Here is a 13,701-nt window from a genome sequence, read left to right as displayed (position 1 = left end):
CCGAATGGCTCTGACCGCGTTACGAAACACGCCTTAGCGGCGCGGTGCGGAGCCGGCCGGTGGCCGTTGCGCGGCTGACGAGGGTTCCGGTCAGGCCGGGGTGAGGAGGCAGAACTCGTTGCCCTCCGGGTCGGCGAGGACCCGCCACGGTACGTCCAGGTCGATGTCGGTGGCGCCGAGCGACAGCAGTCTGGCCGCCTCGGCCGCCAGGTCGTCACCCGGGTAGGGGCGGACGTCGAGATGCACCCGGTTCCACCCGGTCTTCACGTCAGGCGTGCGGACGAACCGCAGGTACGGGCCGACGCCCTTGGCGGAGCGCAGCACCGCGTTCTGGTCGGTCACCCGGTGCACGGTCCAGTCCGTGGCCTCACCCCAGAAGCGGGCCATGGCTCGCGGATCCGCGCAGTCGACCACCACCGACGCGATCGGTCCGGTGTCCCGGATCGGGTCGTGCCAGTCCAGCACGCAGAACTCGTTGCCCTCCGGGTCGGCCATGACCGTCCAGGGAACGTCCCCCTGGCCGATGTCGGCGGGCTTCGCGCCGAGTTCCGTCAGGCGGGCGACCAACTCGGCATGGTGGGCCGCCGAGGTGGTGGCGAGGTCGACGTGCACGCGGTTCTTGACCGTCTTGGGGTCGGGGTAGGCGACGAGGTCGATGCAGACGGCGGCCGGGTCGGGGTAGACGAAGCCCTCGGGTTCGAGGTTGGTCACCCCGGGTCCCTCGCTGGAGACTCCCCAGCCGAGCGCCTCCGCCCAGAAAGCGCCCAGCGCGGAGTCGTCCCGAGCCTTCATGTTGATCTGCACCAGCCGCGTCGCCATGCCGCCGATGCTAAGTGCTCCCCATCGCCTGCTCCCCACCCCCCGCCCTTGATCATGAAGTTGTCGCCGGTCGCGCCGGCGTGTTGCGACGACAACTTCATGATCGACCGCGCCGTCGGCGGCCCGGTCTGCGCTGGGGGTGGGCCGGGTGGGGGTCAGCAGGGGGAGGGTGAGCAGGTGGGGGAGGATGCCGGAGGTGGTCAGGATGACCACGCCGATGGCGATGAAGATGGCCGGGACCAGCCAGTGGCCGGCGCGTTCGACCAGGCGGGTCACCCGGGGGTGGTTGCCGAGCCAGGCGCCGGCCGCGCACCACAGCGCGATCAGCAGCACGAAGACCAGCAGGAACACCGCGCTGTCGGCGGGGCCGAGGGCGCGGAACACCGGCACGTAGACAGCGACGTTGTCGGCGCCGTTGGCGATCGTCACCCCGGCCACGCCGAGGGCGGAGCCGACCACCGCGGGGGCCTCGTCGTCGTCCCGGTCGAGCAGGGCCCGTACGCCGAGCGCGATCGGGAGCAGCCCGAGCAGCCCGGTCCACGGATCGGGCACCACCAGCAGCCCGGCCGCGACCACCGCGCTGGCCACCGCGAGCGCGCCGATGCCGAGGTACTGCCCGGCGACGATCTGCCACGGCCGGGGCCGGCCGGTGGTGCGGGCGGCCACGAAGAACAGGGTCAGGATGACGATGTCGTCCACGTCGGTGGCGGCGAACACCACGGCCGCGCCGGCCGCGGTGCCGAAGAGGTCGATCACCCCGGCAGGGTACGGCCCGACCCGGCGCCCTCGGGTCCGGCGTCCCCGCCACGGCCGCCCGATCCGCCGATGTCGAATGGCCGGACGGCCCTCGTCGGCGTCACCCTATCGGGAAGGTGACATCGCATAGCGTGTCGATTGGCGAAGAGTTGATATCTGGCGCATGATCGTTCGAGGCGGTCTAATAGGTGGGACCGTATCCGAACCGCACAGTCTGGGACGTGAGGACACAGCATGGCAGCCACGGGCACAGCCACCAGCACTGAGAAGGGTCGCCGGATCGTCGGAGCCGAGCGTCAGACGCTCGCCAAGGACCTGGTAAAGCGGTACACCTCGGGGGAGAGCATCCGCGCGCTCGCGGCCTCGACCGGCCGTTCCTACGGGTTCATCCACCGGGTGCTCACCGAGTCCGGGGTGCAGCTGCGGCAGCGTGGCGGCGCCCGGCGCCGCAAGAAGGCGTGATCCGCCCAGCAGCGTCGTCCAGCGCCGCGCCCCGGGCCGCCCGGTGACCGCCGAGGCGACCGGGGTACGGCTGGACTGCGACGGGCCCGTCGCGACTGTCACGTTGTGCCGACCCGACGTGCTCAACGCCCAGACCCCGGCGATGTGGCGGGCGATGAGCGACTTCGCCCGAGACCTGCCCGGCGACGTCCGCGTGGTGGTCGTCCGTGGCGAGGGACGGGCGTTCTCCGCCGGCCTCGACCTGTCGGTGGCCGGTGCCTCCGGGCCGGGCTCGTTCGCTGAGCTGGCCACCCTGCCCGAGCAGGAGTGCGCCGACCGCATCGCCGAGTTCCAGGGTGCCTTCACCTGGCTGCACCGCCCCGACGTGATCTCCGTGGCGGCCGTGCAGGGCCACGCCATCGGCGCCGGCTTCCAGCTCGCCCTCGCCTGTGACCTGCGGGTCCTCGCCGCCGATGCGAGGTTCTCGATGGCCGAGGTGACCCTCGGGCTGGTGCCCGACCTCGCCGGCACCAAGCGGCTCGTCGACCTGGTCGGCTACTCCCGCGCGCTGGAGATCTGCGCGACCGGCCGGCGGCTGGACGCCGCCGAGGCGGACCGGATCGGGCTGGCCACCCTCGTCGTGCCCAACGCGGAACTCGACGGCGCGGTGCGCGACCTCACCGCCGGGCTGCTGGCCAACAACCGGGACGCGGTGGTGGAGATCAAGGCGCTGCTGGCCGGCGCGGGCGGCCGGTCCCCGGCCGAGCAGCAGCGGGCCGAACGCGAGGCGCAGACCCGCCGGCTGCGTGATCTGGCCGGCCGAGGAGAATAGTAAGGACCGTTCGGGAAGATCCGGGTTACGGCCGAGGTTGTCAGAGTCGTCGGGAGAATTGACCTGACGGTGGTGGTCAGCCCGACGACCCGGAGGTGAGCGTGTCCAACCCGATGTCCGGCGGCGGCATGGGCGGCTGGAGCATGCTCCGGTCGATGCGCAGCCGGGACGAGATCTCCACCCACCGGCTCCAGCGCGGCGTGGCCCACCGGATCGTGGCCTTCGCCCGCCCCTACCGGCGGGACATCGTGGTCTTCCTGATCACCGTGGTGCTCGCCGCGGTGATCGGGGTCGCCACCCCGGTGCTCGCCGGTGACGTGATCGACGCGATCAGCCGGGGCGGCGCGGAGGCCGGCTCCCTGGTCGTCCGGCTCGCCCTGGTCATCGCCGGGCTCGCGGTCGCCGACGCGCTGCTCTCGCTGGCCCAACGCTGGTACTCGGCCCGGATCGGCGAGGGGATCATCCTCGACCTGCGCACCCGGGTCTACGACCACGTGCAGCGGATGCCGTTGCAGTTCTTCACCCGTACCCAGACCGGCGCCCTGGTCAGCCGGCTCAACAACGACGTGCTCGGCGCCCAGCGCGCGTTCACCTCGACGCTCTCCGGCGTGGTCAGCAACGTCATCCAGCTGGTGCTCACCGCCGCGGTGATGTTCACCCTCTCCTGGCAGATCACCGCGCTGTCGCTGGTGCTGCTGCCGGTCTTCATCATCCCGGCGCGGCGGGTCGGCAAGCGGCTGGCCGAGATCACCCGCGAGTCGTACAACCTCGACGCCAAGATGAACGCGACGATGACCGAGCGGTTCAACGTCGCGGGCGCGCTGCTGGTCAAGCTCTTCGGCCGGCCCGACGTGGAGGCCCGCCGGTTCGCCGGCCGGGCCGAGCGGGTACGCGACATCGGCATCCAGTCGGCGATGTACTCCCGGACGTTCTTCGTGGCGATGCTGCTGGTGGCCTCGCTCGCCCAGGCGCTCACCTACGGCCTCGGCGGCTGGCTGGCGGTCACCGGGTCGGTCAGCGCCGGCACCGTGGTGACCCTCGCCCTGCTGCTCACCCGCCTCTACGGCCCGCTGACCGCGCTGTCCAACGTCCGGGTCGACGTGATGAGCGCGCTGGTCTCCTTCGACCGGGTCTTCGAGGTGCTCGACCTCGAGCCGGCGATCAAGGAGAAGCCCGACGCCGTCCCGGTGCCGCGTGGCAACGGCCGGGTGGAGTTCCGCGAGGTGCGGTTCCGCTACCCGAGCGCCGCCGAGATCTCGCTCGCCTCCCTGGAGGAGGTCGCCACGCTGGACCGTACGGTCAACGAGCCGGTGCTCAAGGGCGTCTCGTTCGCCGTCGAGCCGGGGCAGATGGTGGCGCTGGTCGGCCCCTCCGGCGCGGGCAAGTCGACGCTGTCCATGCTGATCAGCCGGATCTACGACGTCACCGACGGGCAGGTGCTGGTCGGCGGGGTCGACGTCCGCGACGCGACCCTCGACTCGCTGCGCGACGAGATCGGCGTGGTCACCCAGGATTCCCACCTGTTCCACGAGACGATCGCCGACAACCTCCGCTACGCCAAGCCGGACGCCACCGACGACGAGCTCTGGGCGGCGCTGGCCGGCGCCCAGGTCGCCGACCTGGTCCGGTCGCTGCCCGACGGCCTGCAGACCACCGTGGGTGAGCGGGGCTACCGCTTCTCCGGCGGCGAGAAGCAGCGCATCGCCATCGCCCGGCTGCTGCTCAAGGCACCCTCGATCGTGATCCTCGACGAGGCGACCGCGCACCTGGACTCGGAGAGCGAGGCGGCGGTGCAGCGGGCGCTGTCGGTGGCGCTGACCGGGCGTACCGCGCTGGTCATCGCGCACCGGCTCTCCACCGTCCGCGACGCCGACCAGATCCTGGTCCTGGACGACGGGCGGATCGTGGAGCGCGGCCGGCACGACGAGCTGGTGGCCGTCGGCGGCCTGTACGCCGAGCTCTACCGCACCCAGTTCGCGGTGGCCGACTCGCCCACCCCGTACGCGGACGCGACCGGTCCGGAGCCGGTGACCCTGCCGATGCGCTCCTACGTGCCCGACGACGCGCTGCCACCCGCCGCGGCGAACTGACCGGTCAGCCGGTCGCGGCGGCCCGCAGCTCGGCGAAGGCGGCGCCCAGCGTCGCCGGGGTGAAGTGCGCGTTCAACCCGCTCGGGTTGGGCAGCACCCAGAGCCGGGCGCCGGCCAGCGGCTCCGGCTGCGGGCCGAAGCCGGCCTTCGGCCGGGCGAACCCGATCCGGTACGCGGTCACCCCGACCACGGCCACCCAGCGCGGCCGGTACCGCCCCACCTTGCCGGCGAGGATCTCCGCCCCCTCGACGAGTTCGGCGGCGGTCAGCTCGTCGGCCCGGGCGCTGGCCCGGGCGACCATGTTGGTGATGCCCAGCCCGTAGCCGGGCAGCTCGTCCTGCTCGCTCGGGTGCAGCTGCCGGGGCGTGAACCCGCCGCGGTGCAGGGCCGGCCAGAACCGGTTGCCGGGCCGGGCGAAGTGCCAGCCGGTGGCCGCCGACCACAGGCCGGGGTTGATGCCGACGAAGAGCACGTCGAGCCCGGGCGCGATGACGTCCGGCAGGGTCCGGACCGCCGCGGCCGCCAACTCCTCCCGGGTGGGCCGCCGCTGCCCGGGACCGCCCGGCCGGGTCTCGCCGGTCGGCGTACCGGTCGCGGGTCGGGTCGCGGGGCCGGGGGTCGGTGGCGCGGCCGGCTCGGGGCGTGCCCGGTCACCGCGGCCCCGGCCGGGGCCGGTCGTCACAGGCCGCGCAGCGCGCCACCGTCGACCGGGACGGTGACCCCGGTCAGGTAGCTCGCCGCGGGGGAGAGCACGAACGCCGCGACCCGGCCGAACTCCGCCGGCTCGCCGATGCGGCGCAACGGGATCCCCGCCTCGGCCTCGACGCGTGCCCGGTCGGCGTCGCCGGTCGCGGCGAACAGCTCCCGGTTCCGGTCGGTCATGATCCGCCCCGGCAGCAGGCCGACCACCCGCACGCCGCGGGGGCCGTACTCGTCGGCGATGTCCTTCGCCGCCCCGGCCAGGCCGGGGCGCAGCCCGTTGGAGATGCCCAGCCCGGGCAGCGGGCCACGGGCCGAGGTGGAGAGCACCAGGCCGATCGCGCCGCCGTCGAGCAGTTCGGCGGCCACCGTCCGCACCATCCGGACCGTGCCGAGGAAGACCGTCTCGAAGGATCGCCGCCACTGTTCGTCGCTGACCGAGGCGGCGCTGCCGCCCGGCGGGCCGCCGACCGAGACCAGCGCACCGTCCAGCCGGCCGAAGTGCTCCCGGGCCGTGGCCACCAGGCGTTCCGGCGCCGTCGGGTCGGTCAGGTCGACGGGCAGCCCGACGGCCCGCCGGGGCCCGCCGAGCCGCTCGGCGGCGGCGGCGACCCCGTCGGCGTCCCGGGCGGAGAGCACCACCCGGGCGCCGTCGGCGACGAGGCACTCAGCGGTGGCGTAACCGAGGCCCCGGGACGCGCCGGTGAGCACGTACACCCGATCGGTCAGTCCGAGATCCATGGCTCGATCCTGCCGCATCCGGCGGCCGCCGCCACCCCGCGGGTCGGCCGCCGTGGCCACCGCGGCGACCGGCCACCCTCGGGCGGTCAGCGGCGGGCCGGGCGCAGCAGGCGTACCCGACCGGCGAGCTGCACAGCGACGGCGCCGCCGGCGCGCCCGAGCGCCGGCATCCGGCGCGGCCGTGGCGGCCGGTGCCCGTCGTAGCGGTCGGTCGCCTCGCGCACCGCCAGTTCCTCGGCGCCGAGCGGCGGCAGGGCGCCCCGCTCCCGCAGCGCGCGGGCCAGGTCCCAGCCGTCGCGCAGCGACCCGGCGGTGGGCCGGCCGCCCGCCCAGCCGGCGAAGGTCGCCGGCCAGTCGGCGCCGAAGCCGGCGGCGAGCAGCGGCCAGTGCCGGGCCACGTCGCCGGCGCGCTTGCGCAGCAGCGCCGCCCGGGCCGCGGCCAGGGGCGCCGGGTCGAAGCCCGACGGTGTCGGGGCGCCGGCCACCAGCGCCGCCACCAGCTCCGCCTGCCGAGCCGCCAGATCCTTCGCCGGCCGGGTGCCCGGGGCGTCGGCGGGACGGGCCGCGAAGTCGTCTGCCGGCCGCGCGGTCGGGCCGTCGTCCGCCGGGGCATGGGTCACGTCGGCGGTCGGCGGCACGGGGCGGTCGTCGCTCGGGCCGGGTGCCGGCCGGGTGGCTGGGTCGGCGGGGAGCGGGTCGGCGCTCACGTGACCACCGGGAATCCCGAGGCCGCGGCGAGGGCGTCCAGTTCGGCGCGGAGCGTCGCGGCGGGCGGGTAGTGCCCGTCGCGCTCCAGCAGCAGGGCCGGCGGCCGGTGTCGCGCGCAGAGTTCGCCGAGCAGGTCGAGCACCTCGGCCGGCACCGGGTCGGTGTGCGTGTCGTGGTAGAAGCCGCCGTGCTCGGCGCCGCCGGCCACGTGCGCGTACGCGACCCGGTCCAGGGGCAGCCGGTCCAGCAGCGCGAGCGGGTCGGTGCGGCGGTTGCGCGCGTTGGCGTGCACGTTGGCGACGTCGAGCAGCAGCAGGGCGCCGGTGCGCTCCAGGATCTCGGTCAGGAACGCGGCCTCGTCCAGTTCGTCGTCCGGCCAGTCGAACAGCGCCGCGATCGGTTCCAGCGCGAGCGGCACCGGCAGCTGGGCCTGGGCGCGGTCGACGTTGGCGCAGACCGCGTCGACCGCCTCCCGGGTACGCGGCAGCGGCAGCAGGTGACCGGCCTCCAGCCCGCCGGCCCGGACGAACGCGATGTGCTCGCTGACCAGCGGGGCGTCCACCAGCCGCGCCACCGCGGCCAGTTGGGCGACCCGGGCCGGGTCGACCGGCTCCGCCCCGCCCAGGGAGAGCCGCACCCCGTGCGGTACGACAGTGACGCCCCGCTCGCGCAGCGCCGCCAGGCCGACCGGCAGCGGACCGGCCGCCGGCACGGACTCCGCCACCACCTCCACGAAGCGCAGGCCGGGCAGCTCGGCGACGAAGCCGGCGATCTCGGGGCGCCAGCCGATGCCCACCCCGGTCGGGCCGGTCATCCGCCGCACCCCCCGCCTCCGCAGCCGCCGCCCCCGCAGGAGCTGCCGCCGCCGCAACCGGAGCTGCTGCCGCCACCGCAGCCGCCGGTGCCGCCGCTGTTGCCCAGCGCCTGCCGCTGGATCTCGGCCTGCTCGGCGAAGCCCGGATCCATCGCCCAGAGCGCGGCGGTGCCGAACAGCGCGACGCCCATCGCGGCGCCGGCCGCGCCGTAGGTGGCGTACGCGGGGGAGGAGGCCGGGGCGAGGTGGACGTGCCGCTGGCGCAGGGTGCGCAGCGCGGCCCGGCCGGCCCGGGTCCGGTACGGCGCCCGGACCAGGATCAGGAAGGCCACGAAGATCCCCGCCAGGCTGAGCAGCAGGTAGCCGACCGGCTTGTCGCCGGAGAGCCCGGCGAAGAGCCGGAACACCCCGACGGCCAGCAGGATCAGCAGACCCATCGCCCCGCGCCGGGCGGATTCCCGGCCGGCCGGCGAGAGGGCGAGCCCGCGCTGTTCGAGGTCGCCGCCGAGCTGGGTGAGGGCCGAGGCCACCCACTGGTCCCGGCGCAGGTCCGCGACCCTGGTCCGGCGGCCGGCCGCGTTGTGGACGGCCTGGGCCAGCGGCGTGGCACCCGCGGGCATCGGCCCGGTGGTGACCAGGCGGCGGTCCCGGCCGACGCCGACGGAACCGGTGCCGCGCAGGGCGCCCAGCGTGGCGTGCACGGCCAGCGCCGCGCCGCCGTTGAGGTAGGCGGCCTGCTCCGGGCTGAGCTGGTCGTAGCCGGGTTGCCGGGAGCCGGCGAGCACCCGGGCCCGGTGGATCGCGCCGAGGACCGCCACCAGGACGGCCGCGGCGAGGTAGAAGCGCAGGAAGGTCGGACCGGGGATGCCCCAGGTGTCGCCCGGTGCGGCAAGGACGGACATCGGCTGCTCCTGTCGCCGGAGGGATCGGCGGCCCCATTGTGGAGCAGGACCGCCACGCCGCACCGCCCGGTGCCACCCCGCCCGGCGTGGCGCGATTCCGGCCCGCGCCGGCTGCGGCGGGGTACGCCCCTGCGCTGAAAGGCCGGGCGTCAGCGCCGGCGGACCGCCTCCTCGACCAGGTCCAGCACCCGGCCGAGGTCGCCGGCCGGCCGGCCCATGGCCAGGTGCAGCACCAGCCCGTCGTAGGCGAGTTCCAGGAACTGGGCCAGCACGTCGATCGGGACGTCCTCGCGCAGCACGCCGGCCTCCCGCTGGCGGGCCAGCCGCTCCCGGGTCGCCTCGGCGATGGCGGCCGACCGCTCCGCCCACCGCTTGGCGAACGCCGGGTCGGTGCGCAGCCGCCGGGACACCTCCAGTTGGCTGCCGAGCCAGCCGGTGGTGTCCGGGGAGACCGCCCCGGCCAGCAGGTCGCGCATCACCTGGACCAGACCGTTGCGGGCCACCGTCTCGACCATCACCGCGGCGTCGTCCTCGGCGACGGCGAGGAAGAGCGAGTCCTTGTCGCGGAAGTGGTGGAAGATCGCGCCCCGGGACAGCCGGGTGGCCTCCTCCAGCCGGCGCACGGTGGCGCCCTCGTAGCCGTGCCGGGCGAAACACGCCCGCGCGGCGGCAAGGATCTCCTGCCGGCGCGCGTCGAGCTGGTCCTGACTTACTCTGGGCACGGGTCGATCGTGTCAGGTCACCCCGCGTACTGCAAACCGTACGTACGGCTTGGATCCGGCGGTTGGTCGATCACCGCGCCGCCGCGGCCCGGCTACGATCGCGCCGTGACGCCACCCCCCGCTCCCACCGCCCTGCCCGCCGCGCCGCTGACCGTGGCGGCCGTCCAGGCCGGACCCGTCCCCGGCGACGTGGCCGGCAACGCGGCCACCGCCGGCCGGCTGGTCCGTCGGGCGGCCGACCAGGGTGCCCGGGTGGCGGTGCTGCCGGAACTCTTCCTGCCCGCGTACCACCCGCCGGTGCTGGCGGCCGACCCGGCCGGCACGGACGTCGCGGCCGATCCGGCGGCGGGCGTCGACGACCCGCGGCTGGACCCCTTGCGGGCCGCCGCCCGCGACGGCGGCACGGTGGTGGTGGTCGGCGCGGCGGTCCGGCACCCGGACGGCCGGCGGACCATCTCCTCGCTCGTCGTGGACCGCACCGGCGGTGTCCGGGTCGGGTACGACAAGCAGCAGCTCTGGGGCGGCGAGCGGGAGCTGTTCGTGCCCGGCCGGCGCGGCGCCACCCTGCTGGTCGACGACTGGCGGTTCGGGCTCGGCATCTGCTACGACGGCTGCTTCCCGGAGCACGGCCGGGCCGCCGCGGCCGACGGGGCGCACGCCTACCTCTGCCCGAGCGGCTACCTGGCCGGCTCGGAACACCGCCGCGACCTCTACTACCCGGCCCGGGCGCTGGACAACACCATGTACGTGGTCTTCGCCAACTCCGTCGGCGGCGAACCGCCGTGGCGGTTCAACGGCGGCGCGGCGGTCTACGACCCGGAGGGCCGCCCGCTGGCACGCGGCGCGGACACCGGCGAGGACGTGCTGGTCGCGACGCTCGACCCGACCGCCCTGGCGGCCACCCGGACGGCCCACTCCATGCTGGTCGACCGCCTCGCGGACCAGGGAGCGGCCCGTGCGGTGCTCACCGCCTGACCGGAGTCGGCACCCCGCCGGGCCCTGTCGGCCGTGCACCGGTGTCCCGTAGGGTGCCCGAGTGCCGCTGCTCCTGCTGGACCTGGACAACACCCTGCTCGACCGGGCCGGCCCGTTCCGCGCCTGGGGTGAACGGTTCCTGGACGGCATCGGCGCGCCGCCGGCCGACATCGACTGGCTGATCTCCATCGACGCCGACGGGCTCACCGACAAGTGGGACGTGGCCGACGCCATCCGGGACCGGTACGGGCTGCGCATCCCCTCCATCGACCTGGTGGAGGAGCTGTACGAGGGAGTGGTGGCCAACGTCCGGCTGGACCCGCTGGTGGCCTGCGCGCTGCGGATCGCCGACGACGCCGGGTGGGTGCCGGTGGTGGTCAGCAACGGCACGGTCCGCCAGCAGGAGGCGATGATCCGGCGGACCGGGCTGGACCGGTTCGTGGCCGACTGGGTGATCTCCGAGGAGGCCGGGGTCAGCAAGCCCAACCCGAGGATCTTCGCGCTGGCCGCCCAGCGGGTCCGGATGCCACTGCGCGGCGCATGGGTGGTCGGCGACAGCCCGGAGACGGACATCGGCGGCGCCACCGCCGTCGGCCTGCCCAGCGTCTGGCTGCACCGCGGGCGCACCTGGACCGACCCACGGTTCGCGCCGACCCGGACGGCGGACGGCCTGATCGCCGCCGTCGCCACCGTGCTCGCCGGCTGAGCCCGCGGCGCGGCCGGCGAGGCCGCCGCGACGGTAATTCGGTTGACCAGGCGCGACCCGGGTCGCGAGCATGGTCGGCGCATCGTGCACCCGGGCGCGCGCCCGGTCGAGGAGAGGGGGTCGGTCATGGCCGTCTTCGCAGGTCGCTTCCACCTGCCTCCATCAGCCTCGAGCAAGGGATCACCACCGCAGTGCGCGATCACGACCTTCCGGCGCGCGAGCGCCGTACCCGCGGCAAGCGCCGCTTCGACGACGACGAACCGACCTTCCTGAAGCGCGGGCGGGCCCCCGAGCCCGTCCTCGCCGACCCGGACGCCGAGCCGGACCCGGAGACCGGGGAGAGCTGGTCCTCCTGGGACGACGCCGTGCACGGCCCGCAACCCCACCCGGACTGGCTGGTCACCGAACTGGCCGCCAAGGACACCGAACTCGGTGTGCTGAAGACCGGCAAGGAGGCGGACGTCCACCTGGTCCGCCGGGCGGTGCCCGGCACCGACCGGTCCTGCCTGTTGGCGGTCAAGCGCTACCGGGACGCCGAGCACCGGATGTTCCACCGCGACGCCGGCTACCTGGAGGGGCGCCGGGTCCGCCGGTCCCGGGAGATGCGGGCGATGACCGGCCGGACCGCGTTCGGCCGGCAGATGATCGCCGGGCAGTGGGCGGCGGCCGAGTTCGCCGCGCTGGCCCGGCTCTGGGAGATCGGCGCCGCGCACGGCCGGATCGCCGTGCCGTACCCCGTGCAGTTGCGGGGCACCGAGCTGATGCTGGAGTTCCTGGGCGAGCCCGAGGAGGGGCGGGCCGCGCCCCGGCTGGCCCAGTTGCGGCCCGATCCGGCGCAGTTGCGCGACCTGTGGGAGCAGTTGGTCGACGCGCTGGTCGTGCTGGCCCGCGCCGGCTACGCGCACGGCGACCTGTCGCCGTACAACCTGCTGGTGCACCGGGGGCGGCTGGTGCTGATCGACCTGCCCCAGGTGGTCGACGTGGTGGCCAACCCGCAGGGCCCGGACTTCCTGGCCCGCGACGTCCGGGTGGTCAGCACCTGGTTCGCGGCGCGCGGCCTGCCGGCCGCGCAGGCCGACCCGGCCGAGCTGACCGGGGAGCTGCTGCGCGAGGCCGGCATCCGCTGAGGCGCGCGCGTGCCGGGCGGGGCGCCGCCCGGCACGCGCGGCCGGGGTCTCACTGGAGGTAGCGCTCGACCTCCGGCTTGGGCCGTACGCCCTGGGCGTCCGGGTCGCCATGGGTCTGCCGGGCCGCCCGCCGGCGGCGCAGCAGGTCCCAGCACTGGTCGAGGGACTCCTCCAGCTCGCGCAGCCGCTCGCGGGCCGCGTCGTCGGTGCCCGTCTCGTTGGCCTGCGCGTCCGCGCGCAGCCGGTGCTCCTCGTCGACCAGCTCGGAGATCCGGTTCAGGATGGTCTTGTCGTCCATGCCCATGAGCCTGGCACAGGGGGCCGGGACACGCGCGGATTCATCCCCGGCCGATCGCGCGCGGTCCCGGCCCGGCCGGCCGCTGCGGTAGGTTGCCGGGTCATGACCGTCACCGTCCGCCCCGCCGGCACCGACGACGCGGAGCCGGTCGCCGCGCTGCTGCGCGCGGCCAGCCCGCTGATCGCCACCCCGGAACTGGTCCGCTGGCAGCTCACCGGCGCGCCGGCCGCGGAACGCTTCGGGCTGCTGGTCGCCGAGGCCGGTGGCGAGGCGGCCGGGGTGGCCCGTACCGGGCTGCTGCACGAGAGCGGGGAGCCCGACTGGGGCTTCGTCAACCTGGTCGTGCACCCCGGGTGGCGGGGTCGCGGCGTGGGCTCCGCGCTGCTCGCCGCCGCCGAGGCGCGGCTCGCCGGGCTGGGCGTGCGGCGGGCGTACGCCCGGGTGGTCGACGAGGCGGCGGCGCTGGCCTTCGCCGAGCGGCACGGCTACCAGCGCGGCCGGCGTTCGTTGCTGCTCGGCCTGGACCTGGCCGCCGCGGTGCTGCCCGAGCCCCCGCCGCTGGCGTTGCCGGTGCGGCTCGCCACGGCCGCCGACCTCGGCGACCCGCGCCCGCTCTACGAGGCGGACCTGGACGCCGCCCGGGACGAGCCCGGCGACGTCGGCATGGTGGAGGTCGGTTACGCCGACTGGCGCTCGGCGTACTGGGAGCGGCCGGACCTGGACCGGGGGCTGACCACGGTGGCGGTGGTGGACGGTGCGGTGGTCGCCTTCAGCGTGGCGCTGACCGACGGCCGGGACCGCTACCAGTCGGGGATGACCGGCACCCGCCGCGACTGGCGCGGCCGGGGGCTGGCCCGGGCGGTCAAGGACGCGTCGTTGCGGGCGGCCCGGGCCGCCGGCTACCGGACCGCCCTCACCGTCAACGACGCCGGCAACGACGCGATGCTGACCCTCAACCGGTGGCACGGCTACCGGCCGATCGCTGCCGAGTACCGCTACCTGCGGGATCTGCGCCCCTGAGCGTTCCCACGTCAATCCCTTCTGGAGTGCGGCAATGCCGACCGCGAAAAT

Annotated in this window: 15 protein-coding genes and 1 pseudogene; 7 read left to right on the top strand and 9 right to left on the bottom strand. The window is 75.3% G+C overall.

The window, feature by feature from the left end; all coding sequences use genetic code 11:
* Positions 1-90: 90 nt before the first annotated feature.
* Together SM577_RS00130 and SM577_RS00125 are read right to left on the bottom strand one after the other, a co-directional pair.
* Positions 91-819, bottom strand: coding sequence for a VOC family protein (locus tag SM577_RS00130; RefSeq protein WP_302920402.1), 729 nt, complete (start codon positions 817-819; stop codon positions 91-93).
* 180 nt (positions 820-999) lie between these two features.
* A pseudogene (locus tag SM577_RS00125) lies at positions 1,000-1,518 on the bottom strand (cadmium resistance transporter); the annotation flags it as partial.
* A gap of 291 nt (positions 1,519-1,809) precedes the next feature.
* Between SM577_RS00125 and SM577_RS00120 the strand changes: the two are divergent.
* From SM577_RS00120 to SM577_RS00110, 3 genes are all read left to right on the top strand, one after another.
* Positions 1,810-2,037, top strand: a complete 228-nt coding sequence (locus SM577_RS00120) for a helix-turn-helix domain-containing protein (protein WP_007462679.1) — start codon at positions 1,810-1,812, stop codon at positions 2,035-2,037.
* Between the two features lie 43 nt (positions 2,038-2,080).
* Entirely contained in the window at positions 2,081-2,848 is a 768-nt protein-coding gene (locus SM577_RS00115; protein WP_302920400.1) for an enoyl-CoA hydratase/isomerase family protein, read from the top strand.
* Positions 2,849-2,961: 113 nt separating this feature from the next.
* Positions 2,962-4,938: an ABC transporter ATP-binding protein gene (locus tag SM577_RS00110; RefSeq protein WP_302920442.1), complete on the top strand. Its 1,977-nt coding sequence runs from the start codon at positions 2,962-2,964 to the stop codon at positions 4,936-4,938.
* 4 nt (positions 4,939-4,942) lie between these two features.
* On the opposite strand, the gene mug is transcribed toward SM577_RS00110, so the two are convergent.
* The 6 genes from mug to SM577_RS00080 form a co-directional block, all read right to left on the bottom strand.
* Positions 4,943-5,620 (bottom strand): G/U mismatch-specific DNA glycosylase, encoded by a 678-nt coding sequence (gene mug / locus SM577_RS00105; RefSeq protein ID WP_474586017.1) that lies wholly within the window; start codon positions 5,618-5,620, stop codon positions 4,943-4,945.
* The gene (locus SM577_RS00100) at positions 5,617-6,378 is read right to left on the bottom strand and encodes an SDR family oxidoreductase (RefSeq protein ID WP_474586016.1); all 762 of its coding nucleotides are present in this window, start codon (positions 6,376-6,378) and stop codon (positions 5,617-5,619) included. The genes mug and SM577_RS00100 overlap by 4 nt, the downstream gene beginning before the upstream one ends.
* Positions 6,379-6,464: 86 nt before the next feature.
* On the bottom strand, positions 6,465-6,899 hold the full coding sequence (locus tag SM577_RS00095; protein WP_474586213.1) for an SCO6045 C-terminal-like domain-containing protein: 435 nt from the start codon (positions 6,897-6,899) through the stop codon (positions 6,465-6,467).
* A 182-nt stretch (positions 6,900-7,081) separates the two neighbouring features.
* On the bottom strand, positions 7,082-7,900 hold the full coding sequence (locus SM577_RS00090; RefSeq protein ID WP_474586015.1) for an MbnB/TglH/ChrH family RiPP precursor modification enzyme: 819 nt from the start codon (positions 7,898-7,900) through the stop codon (positions 7,082-7,084).
* Entirely contained in the window at positions 7,897-8,802 is a 906-nt protein-coding gene (locus SM577_RS00085) for a TIGR04222 domain-containing membrane protein (RefSeq protein WP_302920397.1), read from the bottom strand. The genes SM577_RS00090 and SM577_RS00085 overlap by 4 nt, the downstream gene beginning before the upstream one ends.
* Before the next feature lie 149 nt (positions 8,803-8,951).
* Positions 8,952-9,524: a TetR/AcrR family transcriptional regulator gene (locus tag SM577_RS00080; protein ID WP_302920396.1), complete on the bottom strand. Its 573-nt coding sequence runs from the start codon at positions 9,522-9,524 to the stop codon at positions 8,952-8,954.
* Positions 9,525-9,629: 105 nt separating this feature from the next.
* Between SM577_RS00080 and SM577_RS00075 the strand changes: the two genes are divergently transcribed.
* The 3 genes from SM577_RS00075 (at position 9,630) to SM577_RS00065 (ending at position 12,332) form a co-directional block, all read left to right on the top strand.
* Positions 9,630-10,499: a carbon-nitrogen hydrolase family protein gene (locus SM577_RS00075; RefSeq protein WP_474586014.1), complete on the top strand. Its 870-nt coding sequence runs from the start codon at positions 9,630-9,632 to the stop codon at positions 10,497-10,499.
* 61 nt (positions 10,500-10,560) lie between these two features.
* Positions 10,561-11,205: an HAD family hydrolase gene (locus SM577_RS00070; RefSeq protein WP_302920394.1), complete on the top strand. Its 645-nt coding sequence runs from the start codon at positions 10,561-10,563 to the stop codon at positions 11,203-11,205.
* A 191-nt stretch (positions 11,206-11,396) separates the two neighbouring features.
* Positions 11,397-12,332: a serine protein kinase RIO gene (locus SM577_RS00065; RefSeq protein ID WP_474582398.1), complete on the top strand. Its 936-nt coding sequence runs from the start codon at positions 11,397-11,399 to the stop codon at positions 12,330-12,332.
* A gap of 49 nt (positions 12,333-12,381) precedes the next feature.
* On the opposite strand, the gene SM577_RS00060 is transcribed toward SM577_RS00065, so the two are convergent.
* Positions 12,382-12,636, bottom strand: a complete 255-nt coding sequence (locus SM577_RS00060) for a DUF2630 family protein (protein ID WP_172899298.1) — start codon at positions 12,634-12,636, stop codon at positions 12,382-12,384.
* 96 nt (positions 12,637-12,732) lie between these two features.
* On the opposite strand from SM577_RS00060, the gene SM577_RS00055 reads away from it, so the two are divergent.
* A complete protein-coding gene (locus tag SM577_RS00055) occupies positions 12,733-13,650 on the top strand; it encodes a GNAT family N-acetyltransferase (protein ID WP_302920393.1) in 918 nt (305 codons plus the stop codon).
* Positions 13,651-13,701: the final 51 nt, after the last annotated feature.

Source organism: Micromonospora desertarenae (assembly GCF_056150265.1).
This window is presented reverse-complemented; position numbering and strand designations above follow the sequence as displayed.